We start from the raw sequence: 25,140 nt of genomic DNA on the forward strand, positions 1-25,140 counted from the left end.
CTGCTCACGCTCCCGTGGCGACGAGGACGGCGGCGACCGCCAGGACGACGGTTCCGGCGAGCAGCGCGCTCACATAGGTCTGCACATTGCCGGTCTGGGCACGCCGTACGGCGATGCCGAGCCAGCGGGGCACAGCGCCCGCCCCGCGGACGTAGGTGTCGACGACCTCGCGGTCGAGGAACCGGACGAGACTCGCGCCGGCCTGGACCGGGCGGACGAAGAGGGTCGCGTACACGGCGTCCAGGTGGAAGCCGACGGCCGCGTGGCGGTGCAGCGGGCCGAGCAGGAGACGGCCCGGATCCGCCGGGTCGGACGCCGAGGCCACGTCTCCGTAGGCGGCCGCGTGGCTGGCGATGGCCTCGGCCTCGACCTGTGCGGCGTCGCCCTCGGGGTGGGCGGCGACCGCGCCCAGCGGGACGCGGCCCGCGAGCGCGGTGGTGTGCCGCCAGGCCGCGTAGGTGACGATGCCGCCGACCAGGGCCACGCCGGTGCCGAGGACCGAGGTGGTCAGGGTCGGGGCGAGGTCACGGCCGTCGAACCAGTCGGGCAGCGTTCCGTAGGCGAAGGCGCCGAAGGCCAGCGACGGCACGGCCAGCACCCACAGCACCGAGGTCATGGTGAGCGGCTGCCGTCCGTGGTCGGGGGCCTCGGCTCCGTGGCCGCGGAAGGCCAGCAGCCACAGGCGGGTCGCGTACGCGGCGGTGAGCAGGGCCGTGAGCAGGGCGGCGACCAGGACGATCCAGCCCGCGGCGCCGGGGGCGTGCTCGGTGTGGCCGGTGGAGACGTGCTCGGCGGCGCCGAGGACGGACTCCTTGGAGAAGAAGCCGCTGAACGGCGGGATCGCGGCGAGCGCCAGGAGCGCCACGGTCATCGTCCAGTAGGCGTCCGGGACCCGGGCGCGCAGGTTCCGCATGCGGGACATGGCGGCCAGCGAGTTGGTGCCGGCGGCGTGGATGATCACGCCGGCCGCGAGGAACAGCAGCGCCTTGAAGGCGCCGTGCGACAGGAGGTGGAAGACGGCGGCACCGCGGTCGGCGACGGCGAGGGCGCCGGTCATGTAGCCGAGCTGGCCGATCGTCGAGTAGGCGAGGACGCGCTTGATGTCGTCCTGGGCGAGCGCGCACAGGGCCGAGCCGGCCATCGTCACGGCGGCCATGACGGCCAGGAGGACCATCGCGGCCTGGGAGGCCTCGAAGACCGGGAGGAGACGGGCCACGAAGTAGACACCGGCGGCGACCATCGTCGCGGCGTGGATCAGCGCGGAGACGGGGGTCGGGCCCGCCATCGCGTCGGGGAGCCAGGTGTGCAGCGGGAACTGCGCCGACTTGCCGGCCACGCCCGCGAGGAGCAGTACGGCGATCAGCGTGGGGTGGTCGAGGCCGCCGCTCGCGACGGTGCCGAGGATCTCCGTGATGCGGAAGGACCCGGCATCGGTGGCCAGGGCGAACAGACCGATGAGGAAGGGGACGTCACCGAGCTTGGTCACCAGGAAGGCCTTGAGGGAGGCGGCGCGGGCCTCCGGGGTCTCCCAGTAGTGGCCGACCAGGAAGTACGAGCAGATGCCCATGATCTCCCAGCCGACCAGCAGCACCATCAGGTCGCCGGAGTAGACGACGAGCAGCATCGCGGAGGTGAACAGGGAGACGAGGGCGGCGTACGAGGGATAGCGCGGGTCGTCGCTCAGGTAGCCGGTCGAGTAGATCTGCACGCAGGAGGCGACGAGCGCGACCAGCACGGCGACCAGGGCGGCGAACCCGTCGATGTGCAGGGCGAGGTCGATCGGGACCGAGCCGGTGGGCGTCAGTTCGGTGGCGGCGTTCAGGGCCTGGCCGCCGCCCTGGTCGACGGCGACCCAGACGGCGAGCACGAGGGAGGTGAGCACCGGCAGGACGGCGAGCGGGCGGACGTAGCCGGGGGCCGTGCGGCCGAGGAGCAGGCCGACGGCCGCGCCCAGGAACGGAAGGAGGGGGACGAGGACGGCGAGGGTGGTCGTGGTCACGCGGTGGCCTCAGCCTTCTCCTCGACGGGGGCCTGGACGTCCGGGGTTTCGCTCTCGTGGCCCTCGGCGGTGTCGCGGAGCCTGTCGATGTCCGCGGTGCCGCGGTTGCGGTGGACGGCGAGGACGATCGCCAGGCCGATGCCGATCTCGGCGGCGGCGATGGCGATGGTGAACAGGGTCAGGGCCTGGCCGGAGTGCAGGGTCTCCTCGGCGGCCCGGCTGAGCCAGACGTCGAAGGCGACCAGGTTGAGGTTGACGGCGTTGAGCATCAGCTCGACGGACATCAGGACCAGGATCGCGTTGCGACGGGCCAGCACGCCGTACAGGCCGGTGCAGAACAGGAGGGCGGAGAGCACGGCGGGATAGGCGAGGTGCATCAGCGGGCGCCTTCCTTGTCGGCCTGGGCGGCTCCCCCGCCGTCCGGTCCGGCGCCGCCGCCGGCCGTGGGCGGGGCGTCGGCCTTCGCCTTGCGGGACAGGACGATCGCGCCGACCAGGGCGGCGAGGAGGAGGACGGAGAGGGCCTCGAAGGGGAGGACCCAGTTCTGGAAGAGGGCCTTGCCGGTGACCTCGGTGGAGCCGGCGGGGGCGCCGTCGAGATCGATCCAGGTGGTGCGGAAGGCGTCGACGACCACCCAGATCAGGGCGGTCGCGGCGGTGAGCGCCACACCCAGGGCCACCCAGCGGTTGCCGGAGTCGGCGTCCGGGGAGCGGCCGATGGGGGCGCGGGTGAGCATCAGACCGAACAGCAGGAGGACGACCACGGAACCGACGTAGATGAGGACCTGCACCCAGGCGATGAACTCGGCGGTGAGCAGGAGGTACTCGACGGCGAGGCCGCCGAGGGTGACCACGAGCCAGAGGGCGGCGTGCACCAGTTGCCGGGTGGTGACGGTGACCAGGGCCGCGCCGAAGGTGACCAGGCCGACGAGGAGGAAGGTGATCTCCACGCCGGTCGGGGAGAGGAAGCCGTGCGTATCAGCGGCGAGCATCACGGCTGTCCCTCCTGAGGTTCGGCCTGGGCGGCGGCGAGTTTCTCCGCGGTCTTGCGGGCCGCGGCGATCTCCTTGGGCTCCTCCGCGCCGGGGTCGAGGGCGGGCGGGGCCGGCACGGTCCACATCCACTCGCGGAGCTTGTCGCGCTCGTGGGTGAGGTCGCGGATGTCGGTCTCGGCGTACTCGAACTCCGGGGACCAGAACAGGGCGTCGAAAGGACAGACCTCGATGCAGATACCGCAGTACATGCACAGGGAGAAGTCGATGGCGAAGCGGTCGAGGACGTTGCGGCTGCGTTCGCGGCCGCCGGGGGCCGCCGCCGGGACCGTCTCCTTGTGGGAGTCGATGTAGATGCACCAGTCGGGGCACTCACGGGCGCAGAGCATGCAGACCGTGCAGTTCTCCTCGAACAGACCGATCACGCCGCGGGTGCGGGGCGGGAGGTGGGGCTGGGCGTCCGGGTACTGCGCGGTGACGGACTTCTTCGTCATCGTGCGCAGGGTGACGGCCAGGCCCTTGGCGAGGCCGGAGCCGGGGATGGGGGCCATTACTCGATCACCACCTTGACGACGCCGGTGAGGGCGATCTGGGCGAGGGCGAGGGGGACGAGGAGGGTCCAGGAGAGCTTCTGGAGCTGGTCCTCGCGCAGTCGTGGGTAGGTGACGCGCAGCCAGATCACGACGAAGGCGAGGAGGGCGGTCTTCAGCAGGGTCCAGACCCAGCCGAGCCCGTCCTCGCCCCAGGGGCCGTGCCAGCCGCCGAGGAAGAGGACGGTGGTCAGGCCGCACAGGACGACGATTCCGGCGTACTCGGCGAGCAGGAACAGGGCGAAACGCAGGCCCGTGTACTCGGTGTACGCGCCGAAGATGATCTCGGAGTCGGCGACCGGCATGTCGAAGGGCGGGCGCTGGAGTTCGGCGAGGCCCGCGACGAAGAAGACGATCGCGCCGACGATCTGCCAGGGCAGCCACCACCACTCGAAGGCGTGGAGGATGCCGGGCAGGGAGACCGTGCCGGCCGCCATCGCTACGGAGGCGGCGGCGAGGAGCATGGGGAGTTCGTAGGCGAGGAGCTGGGCGGCGGTGCGCAACCCTCCGAGCAGGGAGAACTTGTTGGCGGAGGCCCAGCCGGCCATCAGCGCGCCGAGGACGCCCACGCCCATCACGGCGAGTACGAAGAAGACGCCCGCGTCGATGACCTCGCCGACGGCCCCTTCGCCGGGGCCGATCGGGATCGCCAGCAGGACGAGGAGGTACGGCAGGAGGGCTACGGCGGGGGCGAGCTGGAAGATGCGGCGGTCCGCGCCGGCCGGGACCACGTCCTCCTTCTGCGCGAACTTCACTCCGTCGGCGACGAGCTGGGCCCAGCCGTGGAAGCCGCCGGCGTACATGGGGCCGAGGCGGCCCTGCATGTGGGCCATCACCTTGTGCTCGGTCTGGCCGATCAGCAGGGGGAAGGTGAGGAAGACGACGAAGACGACGAGGAGTCGCAGGGTGACGTCGAGCACGTCGTTCACTGCGGGCCTCCTGAGGGGTGCTTGGGGTCTTCGGCGGGGGGTTGGGCGGGGGCGTGGGGGTGGTCGTCGTCGGTGGGGGCGCCGGGGCGTTCCTCGGCGGGGGCGCCGGGGTGGTCGACGGTGGGGGCGCCGGTGCGCTCCTCGGCGGGGGCGCCGGTGCATTCCTTGGCCGGGTCCTTGGGCGCGGCTTCCGGGGAGGGCTCGGGCGCGGCTTCGGGGGCGGCTTCCGGGGAGGGCCGGGTTGCGGCCTCCGGCGCGGCTTCGGGTGAGGAGTCGGTCGCGGCTTCTCGCGCGGGCCCAGCAGCAGGCTCCGGCGCGGCTTCGGGCGAGGACTCGGGCGCGGCCTGCGGGGCAGGCTCCGGCGCGGCCTCGGGCGAAGACTCTGGCGCAGCTTCCGGAGAAGGCCCGGTCGCAGCCTCCGGCGCGGCCTCGGTCGCAGCTTCCCGCGTGGGCCCGGTGGCAGGCTCCGGCGCGGCTTCGGGCGAGGACTCGGGGGCGGCCTGCGGGGCAGGCTCCGGCGCGGCCTCGGGCGCAGCCTCCAGAGAAGGCCGCCCGGTCGCAGCCTCCGGCGCAGCCTCGGTCGCGGCTTCCCGCGCGGGCCCGGTGGCAGGCTCCGGCGCGGCCTTGGGCGAAGACTCGGGCGCAGCCTCCGGCGCGGCCTCGGTCGCAGCTTCCGGCGAGGACTTGGGCGCAGCCTCGGGCGAGGACTTGGCCGCGGCTGGCGGCGCTGCTTGGCGGGGGGTGGCGGTGTTCTCGGGTGCCGGCGGGGTCGGCTCGTTCGTCGGCTTCGGGTCCTTCTTGGACGGTTCCTCGAAGGCTGGGCGGGCGTGGTGCCAGGGGGCGTCCGCGCTGCGGGGGGCCGCGGGCTGGGTGTCCTCGGCCGCCGGGGGCTGGGTGCGCTGGCTCGCGGAGCCCTCGTTCACGCCGCGGGAGCGGCGGGAGGTGGGGGCGCCGGTGGTGTCACCCGCACCCTCGCGGCCTGCCGCCTCCGTACCCGCCTGCTGGCTCGCGCTGCCCTCGCTCGCGCCGCGGGAGCGGCGGGGCGGGGTCGCCGCGGGGGCGCCCTCCGCCGAAGGCGCCGCCGTACCGGCCGCCGCGGCCTGGCTCGCCGAGCCTTCCGAGGCCGACCGGGCACGGCGTACGGGACGGTCTCCCGCAGCCCCAGCCGCAGCACCCGCACCCGCCGCGCGGGCCGGACGTTCGCCCGCCGCGCGGCCCGCACCCCGCGCCGGGCGGGCCGGGGCAGGCGGGAGCTGGCCCTTGAGCGGGCCCCACTCGTTCGGGTCGGGGACGCCGGGCGGAAGCATCTGGCGGCGCTTGGGGCCGCCGTGCTCGGACTCCCCCGGTTCCTTCGCGCCGGGCCAGGCCTTGGCGACGCGGGCGGCCAGGACGAAGTCCTTGCGCAGGGGGTGGCCCTCGAAGGTCTCCGGCAGGAGGAGGTGGTCCAGCGCCGGGTGGCCTTCGAAGGTGACGCCGAACATCTCGTGCGTCTCGCGTTCGTGCCAGGCCGCGCCCGCGTAGACCGTGATCGCGGACTCCAGGGCCGGAGCCTCGTGCGGCACGGTCGTGCGCACCAGCAGCCGGCGTACCGGGGCCAGGGCGGCCACATGGGCGGCGACCCGGAAGCCCGTGCCGGGTTCGTCGACCGCGCTCAGCCAGTCGAAGTACGTGCAGCCCAGTTCGTCACGCGCCGTACGAAGCGCGGAGGTCCAGGACGCCGACGGCACGTCGACGGTCAGGACGTCGTAGGACTCCTCGGCGGTGGCCTCCGCGCCGAAGAGCTCTTCGACGGGGGCGGGCAGCCAGCCGACCGTGCTCATCTCTCCTCCCCCGCGTCCGAAGCCGAACCGGACCCGGACGCCGGACCGGGCTCAGAAGCCGAACCCGCCCCGGACACCGGATCAGACCCAGATCCAGACCCCGACCCGTTGGCCGATCCGGCCCCCGTTCCAGAATCTGCCGCCGACCGGGAACCAGCGCCCCCCGCCGATCCGTTGACCGATTGAGAACCAGCTCCCGCCGACTCCACCGACCCTGTCGCAGAAGCCGCCGCACCCGGAGCCACAGCCGTCGCCGCACCCGACCCGGCGCCCCCCGACTCCGGCCCCTTTACCAACCCACTCTGCAAAGCCGCCGCCGAAGGACGTGCCACCCCGTACCGCTCCCCCAGCGATTCCCGGGCGATCTTCTCCTGGAGTTTCAGGATGCCCTGGAGCAGCGCCTCGGGGCGGGGCGGGCAGCCGGGTACGTAGACGTCCACCGGGATGATCTGGTCGACGCCCTTGGTCACCGCGTACGAGTCCCAGTACGGGCCGCCGCAGTTGCTGCACGCGCCGAAGGAGATGACGTACTTCGGCTCGGGCATCTGCTCGTACAGGCGCTTCACCGCGGGAGCCATCTTGTCGGTGACCGTGCCGGAGACGACCATCAGGTCGGCCTGGCGCGGGCCCGGTGCGAAGGGGATCACGCCGAGGCGGATGAAGTCGTGGCGGGCCATCGACGCCGCGATGAACTCGATCGCGCAGCAGGCGAGGCCGAAGTTGAAGACCCAGAGCGAGTAGCGGCGGCCCCAGTTGAGGACCACCTTCATCGGCTCGGGGGCCAGCCGGGCGAGCGCGCCCAGCCGCTTCGGCTCCGGCAGCGGCACGGGCTCGGAAGAAGAGGGAGTCACGTCCATGTCAGGACGCCCTTCTTGTATGCGTACAGCAGACCCACGGTCAGGAAGCCGAGGAAGATGAACATCTCGACGAGGGTGGTGGCGCCGTAGCCGGGGGCGGCGAAGACCGTCGCCCAGGGGAAGAGAAAAATCGAGTCGACAGCGAAGATCACGTACAGGAAGGCGTAGACGTAATAGCGGACCTGGGTGTGGGCCCAGCCCTCGCCGACGGGGTCGACGCCGCACTCGTACGTCATCAGTTTCTCGGGCGTCGGCACCACGGGCCGCAGCAGGCGCCCGGCGCCGAAGGCGACCGCGACGAACAGCACGCCGACCAGGGCGAGCAGTCCGACGACCGAGTAGGACTGGAAGTACTCCGCCGAGACGACGACACCCTTGTCCGCCGCGACGACGACGGTCGGTTCCGGCACGTCCGTCCCTCGCTCCCTGACCTCAGTGAACACAGCCGTTCGACGATCTAGTTCGACGATCTTTACGCACGGGAGTCTAGGCCCTGCTAAAGCGAGCGTAAGCAGCCTGTCACGGCTTCGGGGGCGCGGGTGGGGTTTTCCCCCGGGGAGGGCGGCGGTCCGCCTCATGGCGCGAGTGCCGCTCGACCGGCACGCTAGCCCATATGACCGAACGCCACCCGTCCTCCGACCGCGCCCGCCGTGCCGAACCGGCCGACGGCGACCGGCTGCCGCCGGCCCGTTTCGCCTACGACCGGCACACCTGGAAAGAGATCGCGCATCTGCTGGCGAACCTCCCGATGTCGCTGCTGGGGTTCGTCTATGTCGTGACGATGCTGTTCACCGGGGCCGGGCTGACGGTCACCGTGGTCGGCTTCCCGCTGCTGGCGGCGGGGCTGATGGGCGCCCGGCAGCTGGGCAAGCTGGAGCGGGCGCGGGCCCGCGCGCTGCTCGGGGTGCGGGTGGACGAGCCGAGCCCGATCCGGCTGCGCGGCAGCCGGAACGGGTTCTTCGCGCAGCTGTGGCTGATGCTGAAGGACCCGGTGGGCTGGCGGACGGTGCTGTACGACTTCATCCGGCTGCCCTGGGGTGTGCTCACCTTCGCCATCACGCTGGCCTCGCTGTTCGTGCTGTGGCCGGTGCTGCCGTTCATCGCGCGGGGCCTGGCGAACGCGGACCGGGCGATGGTGCGGGGGCTGCTGTCGCCCTCGGACGAGCTGGAGCGGCGGATCGCCGAGCTGGAGTCCGACCGGGGGGTGGTGGTGGACACGGCCGCCGCCGATCTGCGGCGTATCGAGCGGGATCTGCACGACGGCGCGCAGGCCCGGCTGGTCAATCTGGCGATGGGGCTCGGTCTGGCCAAGGAGAAGCTGCTGGAGGACCCGGACTTCGCCGCCTCGATGATCGCGGAGGCGCACGGTGAGGTGAAGCTCGCCCTCCAGGAGCTGCGGGATCTCGCGCGCGGGATCCATCCGGCGGTGCTGACCGACCGGGGCCTGGACGCGGCGCTGTCGTCGGTGGCCACGCGGTGCACGGTGCCGGTGAAGGTGACGGTCGATCTGGACGGGCGGCCGGCCGCGGCCATCGAGGGCATCGCCTACTTCACCGTCTCGGAGCTGCTGCAGAACGTCAGCAAGCACAGCGGGGCCCGGACCGCCTCGGTCGAGGTGTGGCGGACGGACGACCGGCTGCTGCTGCAGGTGTGGGACGACGGGCACGGGGGCGCGCGGCTGGACGGCGGTACGGGGATGCGCGGGCTCGCCGACCGGCTCGGCGCCGTGGACGGGCTGTTCGTCATCGACTCCCCGCCGGGCGGCCCCACCACGGTCACCGCCGAGCTGCCCTGGCGCGACCGGGAGCCGGAGCAGGGGTAGGGAAAACCCCCCGCCCAAGACGCCGACGGACTCCATGGCCCGCCGACCTGCGCCCGAGGAGGGTGGAGGTATCGCGAAGACCCAGCCGCACGAGCAGAAACGGACGACGTCGATGGCCACGGAGTACGGACAGGGTTACGGGCTCGGTTTCCCCGACAGTGAGCGCGCTCATCGGCTGCCCGCCGGGCTGCGGGCGCCGTTCGAGGCGCGGCACTGGCGCGAACTCGGTTACGTCCTGCTGAGCCTGCCGATCAGCATCCTGCTCTTCACCTACGCGGTCACCATGGTGTCGCTGGGGGCGGGCCTGCTGGTGACGTTCCTGGGGATCCCGGTGCTGGCGGCGGGCCTGGCCGGTTGCCGGGGGTTCGGGGCGATGGAGCGGGCACGCGCGCGTGGGCTGCTCGATCTGGAGGTCGCGGACCCGGAGCCGCTGCGGATGCGCAAGCAGGGCTTCATGGCGTGGATGGGCGCCGTCCTGAAGAGCGGCGCCTCCTGGCGCTCGCTGCTGTACGCGGTGCTGCATCTGCCGTGGGCGGTCTTCTCCTTCGTGGTCGCGGTGAACTTCTGGGCCATCGGCTGGAGCCTGCTGACGTATCCGCTGTGGTTCTGGCTGTTCCCGCTCTACGGCGGCCAGGGCGGTATCCAGCTCTACGGCGACGAGACGCACCGCATCTACCTCGACAACGCGTTCGAGATCACCGTGACGGCGCTGGTGGGGCTGCTCTTCACGCTGGCGACGCCGTGGATCGTGCGGGCGCTGACGATGGTGGACCGGCTGCTGGTGCACGGGCTGCTCGGGCCGACGCGGCTGGCCACGCGCGTGGTGGAGCTGGAGTCGGGCCGCGGGGTCGTGGTCGACACGGCCGCCGCTGACCTGCGGCGCATCGAGCGCGATCTGCACGACGGCGCGCAGGCCCGGCTGGTGGCGCTGGCCATGGACCTGGGGCTGGCGAAGGAGAAGCTGACGGAGGACCCGCAGGCCGCGGCCCGCATGGTGGAGGAGGCCCACGGCGAGGTGAAGACGGCGCTCCAGGAACTGCGCGACCTGGCCCGCGGCATCCACCCGGCCGTACTGACCGACCGGGGTCTGGACGCCGCGCTCTCCTCGGTCGCCTCCCGCTGCACCGTCCCGGTCGAGGTCCAGGTCGACCTGACCGCGCGGCCGGTGCCGGCGATCGAGGGCATCGCCTACTTCACCGTCTCGGAACTGCTCCAGAACATCAGCAAGCACGCGCGAGCCACCTGGGCGGGGGTGGACGTCTGGCGGGTGGAGGACCGGCTGATGCTCCAGGTCGTGGACAACGGCGTGGGCGGCGCGGACACCTCCGCCGGGTCGGGTCTGGCCGGGCTCGCCGAACGTCTGGACGCGGTGGACGGGATCCTGGTCGTGGACTCCCCGGTCGGCGGCCCCACCCGGATCACGGCGGAGCTGCCCTGGCGGGCGGTGTAGAGCCGTAACGGCTCAGTACGTCCGTCTCCGGCAGCCGGAGACGGACGCCTCTGTGTGTGCCCAGGCCGGAAATCAGCCCCCTCCCGGCCCTCGGATCCGAAGACGGCAGGCCGGGTTATCCACAGGCCCGGTGAGGACCGGCCGATCGCGCGATACTGAGGAGCCGCGGGACCGGGCCGGAGACAGCCGGCCGGGCGCGCAACAGGCTCGGGGGGCCGGACGTCGTGGAGGACAGGGTGCGGGTGGTCATCGCAGAGGACTCAGTGCTGCTCAGAGAGGGCCTGACCCGGTTGCTGACCGACCGCGGGCACGAGGTCGTCGCCGGCGTGGGCGACGGAGAAGCACTGATCAAGACCATCACGGAGCTCGACGCGCAGGGCACACTTCCGGACGTCGTCGTCGCGGACGTACGGATGCCGCCCACCCACACCGACGAGGGCGTGCGGGCCGCCGTACAGCTGCGCAAGGCGCATCCGGGACTCGGTGTGCTCGTGCTGTCACAGTATGTGGAGGAGCGCTACGCCACCGAACTGCTGGCAGGCTCCAGCCGGGGGGTCGGCTATCTGCTCAAGGACCGGGTCGCCGAGGTGCGGGAGTTCGTGGACGCGGTGGTGCGGGTGGCTCAGGGCGGCACGGCGCTCGACCCGGAGGTGGTCGCGCAGTTGCTCGGACGCAGCCGGAAGCAGGACGTGCTCGCGGGGCTCACCCCGCGGGAGCGGGAGGTCCTGGGGCTGATGGCCGAGGGGCGGACGAACTCCGCCATCGCCCGCCAACTGGTGGTCAGCGACGGGGCCGTGGAGAAGCACGTCAGCAATATCTTCCTGAAGCTGGGGCTGTCCCCTAGCGACGGGGATCACCGTCGCGTTCTCGCGGTACTCACCTATCTGAACTCATGACGAGTCAGGGTGGCGAACCGTCTCAAAACCGTGTCCATCATGCGAATGGCCCGGGGAAGGCGACCTTTACGGACGTAGGGTTGATCCTGTGGGGAGGGCCCGCGGGAAGGCCTGTCCCCGACAGCCGCCTCGAGGGAGGTCCAGTTCAGTGACCAGCCAGGTCAGTAGCCCAGCGGAGCAGGCCGACGAAGCAGTTCTGGGAGAGCAGCGCAAACCGGCGACGGCGAAGGACGTCCGCCGGCTGGACCGAGTGATCATTCGGTTCGCGGGAGACTCGGGTGACGGTATGCAGCTCACCGGTGACCGCTTCACCTCCGAGACAGCGTCCTTCGGCAACGACCTGTCGACGCTGCCGAACTTCCCTGCCGAGATCCGCGCCCCCGCCGGCACCCTCCCCGGTGTCTCCTCCTTCCAGCTGCACTTCGCCGACCACGACATCCTCACGCCGGGTGACGCGCCGAACGTCCTGGTCGCGATGAACCCGGCGGCGCTGGCGGCGAACGTGCAGGATCTGCCGCGCGGCGCGGAGATCATCGTGAACACGGACGAGTTCACCAAACGGGCCATGCAGAAGGTGGGCTACGTCAGCTCACCCCTGGAGGACGGCTCGCTGGACGCCTACCACCTGCACCCGGTGCCGCTGACCACGCTGACGGTGGAGGCCCTCAAGGAATTCGACCTCAGCCGCAAGGAGGCCGAGCGCAGCAAGAACATGTTCGCGCTCGGCCTCTTGTCATGGATGTACCACCGGCCCACCGAGGGCACGGAGAAGTTCCTGAAGTCGAAGTTCGCCAAGAAGCCGGAGATCGCGGCGGCGAACATCGCGGCGTTCAGAGCGGGATGGAATTTCGGCGAGACGACCGAGGACTTCGCGGTCTCCTACGAGGTCGCCCCGGCCGCCAAGACCTTCCCCGTCGGCACCTACCGGAACATCTCCGGGAACCTGGCCCTGTCGTACGGCCTGGTGGCGGCCTCCCGGCAGGCGGATCTGCCGTTGTTCCTGGGCTCGTACCCGATCACCCCGGCCTCCGACATCCTGCACGAGCTGAGCAAGCACAAGAACTTCGGTGTGCGGACCTTCCAGGCGGAGGACGAGATCGCCGGGATCGGGGCGGCGCTGGGCGCGGCCTTCGGCGGTTCGCTCGCGGTGACGACGACCTCCGGGCCCGGGGTGGCGCTCAAGAGCGAGACGATCGGGCTGGCCGTCTCGCTGGAGTTGCCGCTGCTGGTGGTGGACATCCAGCGCGGCGGGCCCTCGACCGGTCTGCCGACCAAGACCGAGCAGGCGGACCTGCTGCAGGCCATGTTCGGGCGCAACGGTGAGGCGCCGGTGCCGGTCGTCGCGCCGTGCACGGCCGCCGACTGTTTCGACGCGGCGCTGGAGGCGGCACGGATCGCGCTGACGTACCGGACGCCGGTCTTCCTGCTCTCCGACGGCTACCTGGCCAACGGCAGCGAGCCCTGGCGGATCCCGGAGCTGGACGAACTCCCGGACCTGCGGGTGCAGTTCGCGCAGGGCCCGAACCACACCCTGGAGGACGGCTCGGAAGCCTTCTGGCCGTACAAGAGGGATCCCCAGACCCTCGCCCGGCCCTGGGCCGTCCCCGGCACCCCGGGGCTGGAGCACCGCATCGGCGGCATCGAGAAGGAGGACGGCACGGGCAACATCTCCTACGCCCCCGCCAACCACGACTTCATGGTCCGCACCCGGCAGGCGAAGATCGACGGCATCGAGGTGCCCGACCTCGAGGTCGACGATCCGCACGACGCCAGGACCCTGGTGCTGGGCTGGGGTTCGACCTACGGCCCGATCACCGCGGCCGTCCGCCGACTGCGCACCGCCGGACACGGGATCGCGCAGGCGCACCTGCGGCACCTCAACCCCTTCCCGAAGAACCTCGGTGACGTGCTGGGGCGGTACGACCGCGTCGTCGTCCCCGAGATGAACCTCGGTCAGCTCGCCACGCTGATCCGGGCGAAGTACCTGGTGGACGCCCACTCGTACAACCAGGTCAACGGCATGCCGTTCAAGGCCGAACAGCTCGCAGCGGCTCTCAAGGAGGCCATCGATGGCTGAGACGTCCAGGGAAGGCACGGGCACGATCGAGGCACTCTCGCTCGTTCCCAAGGCCGAGGCCAGGCAGTCCATGAAGGACTTCAAGTCCGATCAGGAGGTGCGCTGGTGCCCCGGGTGCGGTGACTACGCGATCCTGGCCGCGGTGCAGGGCTTCATGCCTGAACTGGGCCTGGCGCGGGAGAACATCGTGTTCGTCTCAGGGATCGGCTGCTCCTCGCGCTTCCCGTACTACATGAACACGTACGGCATGCACTCCATCCACGGCCGCGCGCCCGCGATCGCGACGGGTCTCGCGGCCAGTCGGCGGGACCTGAGCGTGTGGGTGGTGACCGGCGACGGCGACGCGCTGTCCATCGGCGGCAACCATCTGATCCACGCCCTGCGGCGCAATGTGAACCTCAAGATCCTGCTGTTCAACAACCGGATCTACGGCCTGACCAAGGGCCAGTACAGCCCGACCAGCGAGGTCGGGAAGATCACCAAGTCGACGCCGATGGGGTCGCTCGACGCGCCCTTCAACCCGGTGTCGCTGGCGATCGGCGCGGAGGCGTCCTTCGTGGCGCGGACCGTCGACTCCGACCGCAAGCACCTCACCGAGGTGCTGCGCCAGGCGGCCGCCCACCCGGGCACCGCGCTGGTGGAGATCTACCAGAACTGCAACATCTTCAACGACGGTGCCTTCGACGCCCTGAAGGACAAGCAGCAGGCACAGGAGGCGGTCATCCGCCTGGAACACGGCGAGCCGATCCGTTTCGGCACCGACGGGGCGCGGGGCGTGGTCCGGGACCGGGCGACGGGTGATCTGCGGGTGGTGACCGTGACTCCGGAGAACGAGGCGGAGATCCTGGTCCACGACGCCCACAGCGCCTCGCCGACCACGGCGTTCGCCCTCTCCCGGCTCGCCGACCCCGACACCCTCCACCACACCCCGATCGGTGTGTTCCGCAGCGTCGAGCGGCCCGTCTACGACACGCAGATGACCGACCAGCTGGACGCGGCCATCGAGCAGAACGGCAAGGGCGACCTGGCCGCGCTGCTGGCGGGCGGCGACACCTGGACGGTCGTCGGCTGACCGGCCCGGCCGAACCGATCGCCGAGCGCAGGGCCCGGGTACCGCAGGGTGCCCGGGCCCTCTGATGCAACCGCGCATCTTCGACCCCGCCCCTTCAGTCCCGCCCCTTCAGCCCCTCCCCTTCTCCGCGTCGTACCGCTCCCGGGCCGCGCTGACCTCCCCCATCCGCCGCACCGTCCACGCGGCGAGCCCCCGCACCTGTTCCGCCGCCTCGCGGCCCAGGCCGGTCAGGGAGTAGTCGACGCGCGGGGGGATCACCGGCTGGGCGTCGCGGTGGATCATGCCGTCGCGTTCCAGGGTCTGGAGGGTCTGGGTCAGCATCTTCTCGCTGACCGGCCGGACCTCTCCGATCGCCCGGCGCAGTTCGCTGAAGCGGTGGGGCCGGTCCAGCAGATGGATCAGGACCAGGACGCCCCAGCGGCTCGTCACATGCTCCAGCACCAGGCGGTACGGGCACATCGCCTCACCGTCGGACTGCCCTGGGCGCGCCCCCTCACTTACCGTCATGCCCGTACCTTACTTCAAAGTGGGTACTTTCCAATAGTTAGCGCTCCTTCTAGGGTCGACGACAGATCACCCACCCCACAAGGAGCCCCGCATCATGAGCATCGTCGTCACCGGAGCCACCGGAAACCTGGGCCGCCACGTCGTGGAGCAGTTGCTCGACAAGGTGCCCGCCGCCCGGATCACCGCCGTCGTGCGCACCCCGGAGAAGGCGGCGGACCTCGCGGCCAAGGGCGTCCGGATCGCCGTCGCCGACTACAACGCGCCCGAGACCTTCGACGGCCTGTTCGCCGCGGGCGACAAGGTGCTGCTGGTCTCCGGCAACGAGTTCGACAAGGGCCGGGTCGCCCAGCACCAGGTCGTCATCGAGGCCGCGAAGGCCGCCGGTGTCGCCCTGCTCGCCTACACCAGCGCCCCGGGGAGCCTGACGGCCGCGCTCGCCGACGACCACCGCGGCACCGAGAAGGCGCTCACCGGCTCGGGCGTGCCCTACGTCCTGCTGCGCAACGGCTGGTACCACGAGAACTACACCGAGAACCTCGCCCCCGTGCTGGAGCACGGCGCCGTCGTGGCCGCCGCCGGCGAGGGCCGGGTCTCCTCCGCCGCGCGCGCCGACTACGCCGCTGCCGCCGTCGCCGTACTGACCGGCGAGGGGCACGAGAACACGACGTACGAGCTGGGCGGCGACGAGGCGTGGAGCTTCGCCGAGTACGCGGCCGAGCTGAGCCGGCAGACCGGCCGGGAGATCGCCTACAACACCGTCTCCGGTGAGGTGCTGAAGGGCATCCTCGGCGGCACCGGGATGCCGGCGCCGTTCGCCGACATCCTCGTCGGGGTGGACGCCGCCATAGCCAAGGGCGAACTGGTCGTCTCCTCCGGTGACCTGTCCCGGCTCACCGGCCGTCCGACCACGCCGTTCTCCGAGGCCATCGCCGCCGCGCTCAAGGACTGACGCCCCCCGGTGACCGGGCACCCTCGCCTGTCATGACCGTATGGCGATACGGGCATGACAGGCGAGGGTGATCGGCGCTACCTTCTTCGGGGCGAGGACGACCAGAAGGAGGGCCCGTGAGCGGGAAGCCGAAGGGCGAGCGGCACATAGGCCTGCTGAACGGCTTCGCGGCTTATGGGATGTGGGGGCTGTTCCCCCTGTTCTTCCCGCTGCTCAAGCCCGCCGAGCCGGTCGAGGTGCTGGCCCACCGGATGGTGTGGTCCCTCGTCGCGGTGGCGCTGGCCCTGCTGGTCATACGGCGCTGGAAGTGGGCCGGTGAGCTGCTGCGCCAGCCGCGCAAGCTCGCGCTCATCGCCGTCGCCTCGGCCGTCATCGCCGTCAACTGGGGCGTCTACATCTGGGCCGTGAACAACGACCGGGTCGTCGAGGCCTCGCTCGGCTACTTCATCAACCCGCTGGTCACCATCGCGATGGGCGTGCTGCTGCTGAAGGAGCGGCTGCGTCCCGTGCAGTGGGCGGCGGTCGGGATCGGCTTCGCCGCGGTCCTGGTGCTCACCATCGGCTACGGCCGCCCGCCGTGGATCTCGCTCGTCCTCGCCTTCTCCTTCGCCACCTACGGCCTGGTGAAGAAGAAGGTCAACCTCGGCGGCCTGGAGTCGCTGGCCGCCGAGACCGCCATCCAGTTCTTGCCGGCGCTGGCCTTTCTGGTGTGGCTGTCGGCCGACGGCGGCTCCACGTTCACCTCCGAGGGCCCGGGACACGCGGCGCTCCTCGCGACCACCGGCCTGGTCACCGCGCTGCCGCTGGTCTGCTTCGGCGCGGCGGCCATCCGCGTGCCGCTGTCCACCCTGGGGCTGCTGCAGTACCTGGCGCCCGTCTTCCAGTTCCTGCTCGGCATCCTCTACTTCCGCGAGGCCATGCCCGCCGAGCGCTGGGCCGGGTTCGCGCTGGTGTGGCTGGCGTTGACCCTGCTGACCGCCGACGCCTGGCGCTCGGCGCGCCGGTCCGCCCGGGCGCCGAAGGCCGATATCAGCAACCCCAGCGCCACCATCGCGACCGGCACCACCAGTGCCGTACGGAACGCGGACAGCGTCTCCTCGGGTCCCGGTCCGGTGGACGCCAGGCCGTAGACGGCCGTCACCGCGGAGATGCCGATCGCCGAGCCGAACTGGGTGGCGGTGGTCAGCAGCCCGCTCGCCAGGCCCTGCTCCCGCTCGGCGACCCCGTCCGTCGCCGCGATCGTCAGCGGCCCGTAGGCCAGCGCGAACGCCAGGCCCGCGACGAACAGCGTGGGCAGCATCGCGGCGTACGGCCAGTCCGGGCCCACCGGCAGGAACAGCGCGTAGGCGACGACGGCCAGCGCGAAGCCGCCGACGATCACGCGGGTGTTGCCGTACCGGGCGACCAGCCAGGGCGTCAGGGTCGGCGCCAGGATCATGTCGCAGCCCATGATCACCAGGGCGAGCGCGGTCTGCAGCGAGGACCAGCCGCGCAGTTCCTGGAGGTAGAGCGTCACCACGAACTGGAAGCCGAAGAAGGCGCCGACGAAGAGCAGCGCCCCGAGGTCGGCGCGCACGACGGATCCCACCCGCAGGATGCCCAGCCGGACCAGCGGGTCGGCGGTGCGGCGCTCCACGACCACGAAGGCGGTGGCCAGCAGCACCGCCGCGAGGGCCGCGGCCGAGGTCAGGGGCAGGTCTTGCAGACCGTGTTCCAGGCGTACGACGGTGTAGGCGGCCAGCAGCATGGCGCCGGCGGCGATGATCGCGCCGGGCAGGTCGAAGCTCCGTCCGCGGGCGCGCGGACCGTCCTGCCGGGGGACCAGCCGCACCGCCGCGAGCAGCAGGGCGGCGCTCAGCAGCACCGGCGCGAAGAAGACCCACCGCCAGCCCAGCTCGGTGAGCAGTCCGCCGGCCACCAGGCCGAAGGAGAAGCCTCCGGCGGCGGTACCGGCGAAGATCATCAGGGCCTTGTTGCGCCGGGGGCCCTCCTCGTACGAGGTGGTGATCAGCGAGAGCGCGGCCGGGGTCATGAAGGCGGCGGCGACGCCGGTGACGAAGCGGGCGAGGACCAGCATCCAGCCCTCGGTGGCGAAACCGCCGAGGCCGGAGAAGCAGAGGAAGACGGTGAGCCAGAGCAGGAACATGCGGCGCCGGCCCAGCAGGTCGGCGGCCCGGCCGCCGAGCAGGGTGAAACCGGCGTACCCGAGGACGTAGGCGCTCATGACCCAGGCCGCGGTGCCGGTCGTGAGCCCCAGATCGGCTCTGATCGACGGGATCGCGACGGCCATCATGGCGACGTCGATGCCCTCCAGGAAAATCGTTCCGCAGAGGACGAACAGCAGCGCCCAGGCGCGGGTGCCCATAGGAACACTCCAGGGAAGAGAGGGGAGTTACGCGAATGAGGGTCGGTTCCCTCTTGTAACCACCCCCACCCTGCGGCACCATCGGCAGACATGGAAGAAGGCACTTCTAAGTCACCGAGTAACTGCGCGAGCACCGTGGACTACGGCGACGCCGACCCCTTCCAGTGGGACACCCGCGAGGACTGCCAGGTGCGGCAGATCCTGGACCGGGTGGCCGACAAGTGGTCGCTGCTGGTCATCGCCCTGCTGGAGAACCGGCGGCTGCGCTTCACCGAGCTGCGGCGCGAGATCGACGGGGTCAGCCAGCGGATGCTCACCGTCACGCTGCGGCAGCTGGAACGGGACGGGCTGGTGAAGCGGACCGTTCATCCGGTGGTGCCGCCTCGGGTGGAGTACGAACTGACCCCGCTGGGCGGGACCCTGCACGCGACGATCCAGTCACTGGTGGACTGGACGGAGCGGCACCAGCGGGAGATCGCGGAGGCGCGGGAGGCGTACGACAAGAGGGAAGCCGCGGTCCACTAGGACAGTCCCGGACCTGATGGGCCGCTATAAGGGACCCATGACACAGGTTCCTGATTCCGCGTCCGCACCCGCGCCGCTGCACTGGAAGCTCGTCGTCGACTGCGCGAGCCCGCAGGCGCAGGCCGACTTCTGGGCCGCCGCGCTGCACTACGAGGTCGAGGACAACCACGCGCTCATCGAACGGCTGCTGGAACTCGGCGCGCTGCCCCGCGAGGCCACCGTCGAGTTCCATGCCCGGCTCGCCTTCCGGGACCTCGTCGCCGTACGGCATCCCGAGGACCCCTTCGACCCCGACAGCGGGACGGGGCTCGGGCGGCGGCTGCTGTTCCAGCGGGTGCCGGAGGAGAAGACCGGCAAGAACCGGCTCCATCTCGACCTGCACGCCCCCGAGGGGCAGCGGGAGGCGGAGGTCGAGCGGCTGACGGGGCTCGGCGCGAGTGTGCTGCGGGAGGTGAAGGAACCCTCCGGTCAGTGGGTGGTGATGGCGGATCCGGAGGGGAACGAGTTCTGCGTCCAGTGAGCCGCCGGGGTCCCCTACTGGGCGCGGGCTCGCTGCGCGAGACGGCCCATGCGGGTCCGGGCCGCGGTCAGCTTCTCGGGTTCATCGGCGGCCGGACCGGCCTCCGCCGCGAGGACGGCCCACAGGGCGATCAGGTCGTGGCCGAGGCGCAGGCCCTGCTCGGGGTCGCGTACGGCTCGCCAGGCGGTCGCCGCGCTCAGGACGTTCCCGTAGGCGGCCTCGGCGTCCTGGGCGCGGTGGTGTATCCGGGCCAGGTCCAGGGAGAGGGTGAGGGCCTGCGCCGGTTCGCCCGCCAGGTAGGCGATGTACGCGGTCAGTTCGCGCAACTGGAGCACCTCGGGGTGCTCGGGGCCCAGTGACTGCGCGGCCTGCGCCACGGTCCGCTGCGCGAGATCCGCCGCCTCCTGGGTGCGCCCGGCCCGGACGGCCTCGTTGATCCTGGCCACCGGTTCCGCGAGGAGGGTGGCGGTGGGGGGCTCGTCACCGAGTACCGCCTCGGCGACGGCGTCGAAGCCCCGGGGCGGGGTCGGGGTTTTGGGACCCGGGTCGACGCCGAGGTCGAAGGCCGGGTCCGGGGCCGCCCTGCGGGAAGGGTGCGGCGACCGCGCGGCGCCGACCGGGGGCGGGGCGTCCCGCACGGGCACGTCCGTGACCGGCCCGTCCATCACCGGCGGCGGGCCGAATGCGCCCGTCGGTGGGGCGACCGTGCCGGGGACGGCGTCCCGTACCGCCCGCGGCGTGAACGTGGGAGCGGGTTCCCGGACGGCCCGCGGTGGCTCGGGCGGAAGCGGTACGGCCGACTCCGCTCGCGGCGTCGCGTCCACCGGCTCCCCCATCAGCGCGCTCGACCCGTCCAGGTTCACCACGAGCGGCACCACGTACCCGATCCGGTCGTCCCGGATCGTCGCCCGCACCGGCGTCCCCGCGGCGAGAGCGATCCGGTGGAGGTGGGTCAGGACGGTCTGCTGGATCTCCTCGCCCGCGACCGCCGCGACCGGTACACCACCGACCGACGCGCCTCCCCCGCCGTCCCCCGGCACCCGGACCTCGATCGGCGCCGCCGCAGAGACCGCACGAGCCGTGGAAGCCCTAGCACCCGTGGCAATCCCAGGACGGCCAGAAGCCGCAGAAGCCGTAGCACCCCTGGCAACCCCAGGACCGCCAGAAGCCGCAGAACCCACAGAAGCCCCCGCATCCACCGCCCGCTCCTCCCCCTGATCCCGCTTCTTCGCGCGGCTGAGTCGAGACATCGGTTCCTCACTCCCTGGCAGCACCTACCGTCGAGTCTCTCCGCAGGTCCCCGCCGCACACGTCACCGAGTCGTCACAGCCTCGTTCCAGGACTCGCCCCCGCATCGATGGCGTGCCGAGGGGCGCACGCGGGCATGCCCACCGACGTGCGACAGGGACCGGAAATCTGGATCCGCGGGCCGGTGGCCGTACCTCAAGCACCGCCACCGCCCGCCCCGCCCGCCGGAGTCACCCCCCGGCGCTACTCCTGGGTCGGCACCCACGGCGGCGCCGGTGACACCACCCTGGCCTTGGTCTACGGCGGCCACGACTGCGGGCGCGACTGGCCGGGGCCCGGCGCTCCGCGCTCCGTCCTGCTGGCCGGCCGTACGCACGCCGCCGGCCTCGACGCCGTACTGCGCGCGCTGGACGCCTTCCGGTACGAGCCGGTGCCGCCCGGACTCGACCTGGACGCGGTCGTGCTCGTCGCCGACGCGCCGGGCCGGCTGCCGCGGCCGCTCGCCCGGCGGGTGAAGGCGATCGAGGAGGTCATCGACGTGTACCGGGTGCCCTGGGTCCACGACTGGCGGCTCGGCGAGACCGCCGGGGGGCCGCCCCGGGAGACCGAGGCGCTGGCCCACCTGACCGGCATCGGGCGACGGTAGCGGGCGGACTCCGGATAATCCCCCTCGACAACTTCTTGCGTACGCATATAATGCAGATGCAGTTTGTTCGCGTACGCCGACCATTCGCCACCTGGGGGACCCATGACCCGCCGTTTCCTGTTCGTCCTGGGCAGCAGCCGCGACGACGGCAACACCGAGACGCTCGCCCGCCGCGCCGCCGAACAGTTGCCCGAGGACGTCGAGCAGCAGTGGATCGATCTCGCCGCTCATCCACTGCCGGACTTCGTGGACCTGCGCCACGACAGCGACCGTGTCCGCCCGACCGAGGGCCCCGAAGCACTGCTGCTCGACGCCACCCTCGCGGCGACGGACATCGTGATCGTCTCCCCGCTGTACTGGTACTCCGTGTCCGCCCACACCAAGCGCTACCTCGACTACTGGGCCGGCTGGCTGCGCACCCCCGGCCTCGACTTCAAGCCGACGCTGGCCGGGCGCACCCTCTGGGGCGTCACCGTGCTCGCCGAGCACGAGCAGGTGGTCGCCGATCCGCTGATCGGCACGCTCAACAACTCGGCCGCGTACATGGGCATGCGCTTCGGCGGAGTGCTGCTCGGCAACGGCAGCAAGCCCGGTGACGTACTCAACGACGCCGACGCGCTGACCCGCGCGAAGACGTTCTTCCAGGGGGAGACCCCGCTCGCGCGCTTCCCCCACGAGAGTTAGGCCGTGATGTCCTTCGTCGTGAACCTCGCCCAGGCCGCCGAGCCGAACACGGCCGCGTACAGGGCCTGGAGGCCGAGGTTCTTGACCAGGTCGTCCCAGTAGACCGGCTCGCGCATCAGGTCGGCGAAGGACAGCCAGTAGTGGGAGAAGAAGTACGGCTGGAGGGCGTCCAGTTGGGGGATCTGGTCGAGGATCTGGACCGTGATCAGCAGGCCGACGGTCGTGGCCATCGCCGCGATGCCGCTGTTGGTCAGGGTGGAGACGAACAGGCCGAGCGCCGCGATCCCGGTGAGGGACGCGGCGACGACCAGCGCGATCAGCAGCGCGCGGCCGAGTCCCTCGCCGAAGCCGATCCGAGTGCCGGAGATCGTCGTCAGGTCCCCCAGCGGGAAGAGCAGCGCGCCCACCGTCAGCGCCGAGACCGCGACCACGAGCGTGGCCAGCAGACAGAAGGCCATCGTGGTCGCGTACTTGGTGAGCAGCAGCCGGGTGCGGCCCGCGGGGGCGACCAGCAGATAGCGCAGGGTGCCCGCGTTCGCCTCGCCGGCGATGGCGTCGCCCGCGACCACGCCGACCGCCATCGGCAGGAAGAACGGCAGTGTCGCGGCGAGCGCGGTGAACACCAGGAACAGGCCGTTGTTGGTGATCTGCGCGACGAACGCGGGACCTTCGCCGCCGCCGGCCGAACCGCCGTCGCCGGTCTCGATCTTCACGGCGACCCCGACCAGGACCGGCACGGCCGCGAGGACTCCCAGCAGGGCGAGGGTGCGCCAGCGGCGCAGGGTCGTCCCCATCTCGTTGCGCAACAGACCGAAGGTCCATCCCCTGCGCACCGGAGCGGTGAGTTCAGCCTGCGACATCGAAGCCCTCTCCCGTCAGCGCCACGAACGCGTCCTCCAGGGAGGCCCGTTCGACCCCGAAGCCACGGACGCGGACGCCCGCGGTCACCAGAGCCGCGGTGAGCTCCGCCAGGTCCCGGTCGGGCGGCTCGGCCGTCACCCGGTCCTCGGCGACCACGACATCACTCGCTCCCTGCTCCTTCAGCACCCGGGCGGCGTCCGCGGTGTCGGGGGTGGTGACCAGGAGCCTGCCGCGCACTCCGGCCGCGAGGTCGCCGACCGCGCCCTGGGTGACGAGCCGGCCCCGGGCCATCACGGCCGCGTGCGTGCACACCTGCTCGATCTCGTCGAGGAGGTGGGAGGAGAGGAAGACGGTCGTGCCGTCGCAGGCCAACTCCCGTATCAGCGAGCGGATCTCGCGCATGCCCTGCGGGTCGAGGCCGTTGGTCGGCTCGTCCAGCACCAGCAGGCGGCGCGGCTGGAGCAGCGCGGCGGCCAGGCCGAGCCGCTGCTTCATGCCGAGCGAGTACGCCCTGGCCTTCTTGGCCGCGGCGGCCGTCAGGCCCACCCGGTCCAGCGCCGCCGCGACGCGCTCGCGCCGGGTGCGCGGGTCGGCGGTCGGGTCGGCGGCGTCGTAGCGCAGGAGGTTGTCGCGGCCGGAGAGGAAGCCGTAGAGGGCGGGGCCCTCGATCAGGGCGCCCACGTGCGGGAGGACGGAGCGGGTGGCGCGGGGCATGGGGCGGCCGAGGACCCGGGCCGTGCCGGAGGTGGGTTCGATGAGGCCCATCAGCATCCGGATGGTGGTGGTCTTGCCGGAGCCGTTGGGGCCGAGGAAGCCGAAGACGCTGCCCGCCGGGACGGTCAGGTCGAGACCGTCCACGGCGAGTTGTCCGCCGCGGTAGCGCTTGGTGAGAGCGCGGGTGACGATCACGCCGTCACCCTGCTCCGGCTTCGGCTCCGCGGCGGACGTGTCGGTCATGGGTGCCTTACTACCCGGCGTTCGCGGCCTTCACCAGCGCGTCCTTGGTGACCGCGCCGACGTAGACCGTGCCGTCGTCGGTGATCAGGGCGTTGATCAGGCGGGTCTTGAAGACCGTGCCCTCGCCGAACGAGCCCTTCACCTTGTCGCCCAGGGAATCCATGAAGCCGCCGAGGTCGCCGCCGACCTCGGAGCCGGAGGGGATGCCCTCGCCGCCGGTGTCGAGGACGGCGATGGAGTTCCAGCCCTCGCCGATGATCTCCGGTTCGCCTTCCGGCTCCAGCTCGGGCGCCTTGGAGTGCTTCTCCTGCTCCTCCGCGGGGGCCTCGAGCGCGTCGTCCTCGGTGACCTTCGCGCCCTTCGGCGGGGTGAAGTCGAAGGTGGAGGCGGCCGGCTTGGCGAAGCTGACGTCGGTGAAGCCCGCGTCCACCACGGCGGCGCCGCCGCTCGACGGGGTGAGCGTGAACTTCAGCGGCATACCGGTCTTCGCGTCGACGGCCACGGTGATGGCGCCGACGGTGGTGCCGGACTGCTTGGGCTTGATGAGCAGCCGGTAGGCGTCCCGGCCCGCGACCTGCGCGGTGCCGTCGACGGTGACGGACGTGGTGTCGTCGACCGACTTCAGGGCCTCCTCGGTGAGGTCCTTGGGCGTGGCCGGGACCTCCTTGTCCGGCTCGGCGCTGTCGGGGGCGGTGCTGTGGAAGACCTCGTTGGAGGAGCTGTCGTAGCCCCAGACGTCCTTGCCGTTGTGGATGAGGCTGTACTCCGAGGAGTTCTCCAGCAGCGAGAGCTTCTGCCGGTCCGGGCCGTCGACGGCGACCCGCAGGGTGTGGCTGCCGGACACCAGCTCGGTGAGCTTGGCCGACGGGTCGGCGGACGAACCGTCCCCGGACTCCATCGCCCCGGACGCCAGCGAGCTCTCCAGACCGCCGAGGTCGGGCAGCCCCAGATCGGTGCTGACCCGCACGGTCCCGGACAGCTGCTGTACGTCGGACTCGGCGATCTTCTCGATGAGTTGCTGTGCGCTGATCTTCGGCAGGTCGGGGTCGCCGGAGTCGGCGAGGGCGGGGACGAGACCGATGGTCGCCGCCGCCACGCCCACCACCGCGACCGGAACGACGTACCGCGCGGCCTTGCGCCGCCCCGAGCGCAGGTCGTCGACCTCGTTCGCGGTCGTGCTGTCGTCGGATTCGTACGGTGCCATGTCTGACTTACCTCCGTCGTCGGCGGCGGCCTGCCAATTCCCGTGCGTCCAGCCCTTAGCCGCCATTCTCACCCGAATCGGTGAGGAGTGGTGTTTTCCGTTGTGACCATCTGACCAAATCGGCGGCCGCGAAGCGTCAGACCGCGGGCTCAACTCGGTGTACACCTGCGG

23 protein-coding genes and 2 pseudogenes are annotated in these 25,140 nt (G+C 71.6%); 11 read left to right on the forward strand and 14 right to left on the reverse strand.

Annotated features, from left to right (window positions below; all coding sequences use genetic code 11):
* Positions 1-4: 4 nt before the first annotated feature.
* From ACWD11_RS03220 to ACWD11_RS03255, 8 genes and pseudogenes are all read right to left on the reverse strand, one after another.
* Positions 5-1,999 (reverse strand): NADH-quinone oxidoreductase subunit 5 family protein, encoded by a 1,995-nt coding sequence (locus ACWD11_RS03220; RefSeq protein WP_451280942.1) that lies wholly within the window; start codon positions 1,997-1,999, stop codon positions 5-7.
* On the reverse strand, positions 1,996-2,376 hold the full coding sequence (gene nuoK, locus ACWD11_RS03225; RefSeq protein ID WP_389415455.1) for an NADH-quinone oxidoreductase subunit NuoK: 381 nt from the start codon (positions 2,374-2,376) through the stop codon (positions 1,996-1,998). The genes ACWD11_RS03220 and nuoK overlap by 4 nt, the downstream gene beginning before the upstream one ends.
* Positions 2,376-2,990 (reverse strand): NADH-quinone oxidoreductase subunit J family protein, encoded by a 615-nt coding sequence (locus tag ACWD11_RS03230; RefSeq protein ID WP_451280944.1) that lies wholly within the window; start codon positions 2,988-2,990, stop codon positions 2,376-2,378. Before ACWD11_RS03230 ends, nuoK begins: the two co-directional genes overlap by 1 nt.
* Complete coding sequence (locus ACWD11_RS03235) at positions 2,990-3,541, reverse strand: NuoI/complex I 23 kDa subunit family protein (RefSeq protein ID WP_389415457.1); 552 nt, start codon at positions 3,539-3,541, stop codon at positions 2,990-2,992. Before ACWD11_RS03235 ends, ACWD11_RS03230 begins: the two co-directional genes overlap by 1 nt.
* Positions 3,541-4,509, reverse strand: a complete 969-nt coding sequence (locus ACWD11_RS03240) for a complex I subunit 1/NuoH family protein (protein WP_389415458.1) — start codon at positions 4,507-4,509, stop codon at positions 3,541-3,543. Before ACWD11_RS03240 ends, ACWD11_RS03235 begins: the two co-directional genes overlap by 1 nt.
* Positions 4,506-6,329: an NADH-quinone oxidoreductase subunit C gene (locus ACWD11_RS03245; RefSeq protein WP_451280946.1), complete on the reverse strand. Its 1,824-nt coding sequence runs from the start codon at positions 6,327-6,329 to the stop codon at positions 4,506-4,508. Before ACWD11_RS03245 ends, ACWD11_RS03240 begins: the two co-directional genes overlap by 4 nt.
* 277 nt (positions 6,330-6,606) lie before the next feature.
* Positions 6,607-7,186 (reverse strand): annotated as a pseudogene (locus ACWD11_RS03250) (NADH-quinone oxidoreductase subunit B); the annotation flags it as partial.
* Positions 7,177-7,596 carry an NADH-quinone oxidoreductase subunit A gene (locus ACWD11_RS03255; RefSeq protein WP_389415460.1) on the reverse strand — a complete coding sequence of 140 codons (420 nt, stop codon included), beginning with the start codon at positions 7,594-7,596 and terminating at the stop codon, positions 7,177-7,179. The gene ACWD11_RS03255 and the pseudogene ACWD11_RS03250, both read right to left, overlap by 10 nt.
* A gap of 203 nt (positions 7,597-7,799) precedes the next feature.
* Between ACWD11_RS03255 and ACWD11_RS03260 the strand changes: the two genes are divergently transcribed.
* The 5 genes from ACWD11_RS03260 to ACWD11_RS03280 all read left to right on the forward strand — a co-directional run bounded on the left by ACWD11_RS03260 (position 7,800) and on the right by ACWD11_RS03280 (position 14,503).
* Positions 7,800-9,008, forward strand: coding sequence for a sensor histidine kinase (locus ACWD11_RS03260; RefSeq protein ID WP_451280948.1), 1,209 nt, complete (start codon positions 7,800-7,802; stop codon positions 9,006-9,008).
* Between the two features lie 112 nt (positions 9,009-9,120).
* A complete protein-coding gene (locus ACWD11_RS03265) occupies positions 9,121-10,458 on the forward strand; it encodes a sensor histidine kinase (RefSeq protein WP_451281141.1) in 1,338 nt (445 codons plus the stop codon).
* A gap of 236 nt (positions 10,459-10,694) precedes the next feature.
* Positions 10,695-11,354 (forward strand): LuxR C-terminal-related transcriptional regulator, encoded by a 660-nt coding sequence (locus tag ACWD11_RS03270; protein WP_389415645.1) that lies wholly within the window; start codon positions 10,695-10,697, stop codon positions 11,352-11,354.
* A 148-nt stretch (positions 11,355-11,502) separates the two neighbouring features.
* Complete coding sequence (locus ACWD11_RS03275) at positions 11,503-13,431, forward strand: 2-oxoacid:acceptor oxidoreductase subunit alpha (protein WP_389415462.1); 1,929 nt, start codon at positions 11,503-11,505, stop codon at positions 13,429-13,431.
* Positions 13,424-14,503: a 2-oxoacid:ferredoxin oxidoreductase subunit beta gene (locus tag ACWD11_RS03280; RefSeq protein ID WP_451280951.1), complete on the forward strand. Its 1,080-nt coding sequence runs from the start codon at positions 13,424-13,426 to the stop codon at positions 14,501-14,503. The genes ACWD11_RS03275 and ACWD11_RS03280 overlap by 8 nt, the downstream gene beginning before the upstream one ends.
* Before the next feature lie 108 nt (positions 14,504-14,611).
* Here ACWD11_RS03280 and ACWD11_RS03285 read toward each other — a convergent pair whose 3' ends face one another.
* Complete coding sequence (locus ACWD11_RS03285) at positions 14,612-15,010, reverse strand: winged helix-turn-helix transcriptional regulator (protein ID WP_389415464.1); 399 nt, start codon at positions 15,008-15,010, stop codon at positions 14,612-14,614.
* A gap of 94 nt (positions 15,011-15,104) precedes the next feature.
* Between ACWD11_RS03285 and ACWD11_RS03290 the strand changes: the two genes are divergently transcribed.
* Together ACWD11_RS03290 and rarD are read left to right on the forward strand one after the other, a co-directional pair.
* Positions 15,105-15,959, forward strand: coding sequence for an SDR family oxidoreductase (locus tag ACWD11_RS03290; protein ID WP_451280953.1), 855 nt, complete (start codon positions 15,105-15,107; stop codon positions 15,957-15,959).
* 116 nt (positions 15,960-16,075) lie between these two features.
* Positions 16,076-17,089, forward strand: a complete 1,014-nt coding sequence (rarD, locus tag ACWD11_RS03295) for an EamA family transporter RarD (RefSeq protein WP_389415466.1) — start codon at positions 16,076-16,078, stop codon at positions 17,087-17,089.
* Between the two features lie 80 nt (positions 17,090-17,169).
* Here rarD and ACWD11_RS03300 read toward each other — a convergent pair.
* Positions 17,170-18,324: pseudogene (locus tag ACWD11_RS03300) on the reverse strand (MFS transporter); the annotation flags it as partial.
* Positions 18,325-18,414: 90 nt separating this feature from the next.
* Here ACWD11_RS03300 and ACWD11_RS03305 point away from each other — a divergent pair.
* Positions 18,415-18,849, forward strand: a complete 435-nt coding sequence (locus ACWD11_RS03305) for a winged helix-turn-helix transcriptional regulator (RefSeq protein WP_389415467.1) — start codon at positions 18,415-18,417, stop codon at positions 18,847-18,849.
* A 37-nt stretch (positions 18,850-18,886) separates the two neighbouring features.
* Positions 18,887-19,369 (forward strand): VOC family protein, encoded by a 483-nt coding sequence (locus ACWD11_RS03310; RefSeq protein ID WP_451280956.1) that lies wholly within the window; start codon positions 18,887-18,889, stop codon positions 19,367-19,369.
* A 14-nt stretch (positions 19,370-19,383) separates the two neighbouring features.
* Here the strand turns inward: ACWD11_RS03310 and ACWD11_RS03315 are convergent, their stop codons facing one another.
* The gene (locus ACWD11_RS03315; RefSeq protein WP_451281143.1) at positions 19,384-20,421 is read right to left on the reverse strand and encodes a tetratricopeptide repeat protein; all 1,038 of its coding nucleotides are present in this window, start codon (positions 20,419-20,421) and stop codon (positions 19,384-19,386) included.
* Between the two features lie 332 nt (positions 20,422-20,753).
* Between ACWD11_RS03315 and ACWD11_RS03320 the strand changes: the two genes are divergently transcribed.
* Positions 20,754-21,263 carry a DUF6668 family protein gene (locus ACWD11_RS03320; protein ID WP_451280958.1) on the forward strand — a complete coding sequence of 170 codons (510 nt, stop codon included), beginning with the start codon at positions 20,754-20,756 and terminating at the stop codon, positions 21,261-21,263.
* A 102-nt stretch (positions 21,264-21,365) separates the two neighbouring features.
* Positions 21,366-21,947 carry a flavodoxin family protein gene (locus ACWD11_RS03325; RefSeq protein ID WP_451280960.1) on the forward strand — a complete coding sequence of 194 codons (582 nt, stop codon included), beginning with the start codon at positions 21,366-21,368 and terminating at the stop codon, positions 21,945-21,947.
* On the opposite strand, the gene ACWD11_RS03330 is transcribed toward ACWD11_RS03325, so the two are convergent.
* Genes ACWD11_RS03330 through ACWD11_RS03340 form a run of 3 tightly spaced genes read right to left on the reverse strand, consistent with a single transcriptional unit; the run spans position 21,944 to position 24,969 of the window.
* The gene (locus ACWD11_RS03330) at positions 21,944-22,807 is read right to left on the reverse strand and encodes an ABC transporter permease (RefSeq protein ID WP_451280962.1); all 864 of its coding nucleotides are present in this window, start codon (positions 22,805-22,807) and stop codon (positions 21,944-21,946) included. The genes ACWD11_RS03325 and ACWD11_RS03330 overlap by 4 nt on opposite strands.
* On the reverse strand, positions 22,794-23,765 hold the full coding sequence (locus ACWD11_RS03335; protein WP_389415473.1) for an ABC transporter ATP-binding protein: 972 nt from the start codon (positions 23,763-23,765) through the stop codon (positions 22,794-22,796). Before ACWD11_RS03335 ends, ACWD11_RS03330 begins: the two co-directional genes overlap by 14 nt.
* 10 nt (positions 23,766-23,775) lie before the next feature.
* The gene (locus ACWD11_RS03340; RefSeq protein ID WP_451280964.1) at positions 23,776-24,969 is read right to left on the reverse strand and encodes a LolA family protein; all 1,194 of its coding nucleotides are present in this window, start codon (positions 24,967-24,969) and stop codon (positions 23,776-23,778) included.
* Positions 24,970-25,140 lie beyond the last annotated feature (171 nt).

This window comes from Streptomyces sp. NPDC002776 (assembly GCF_053592195.1).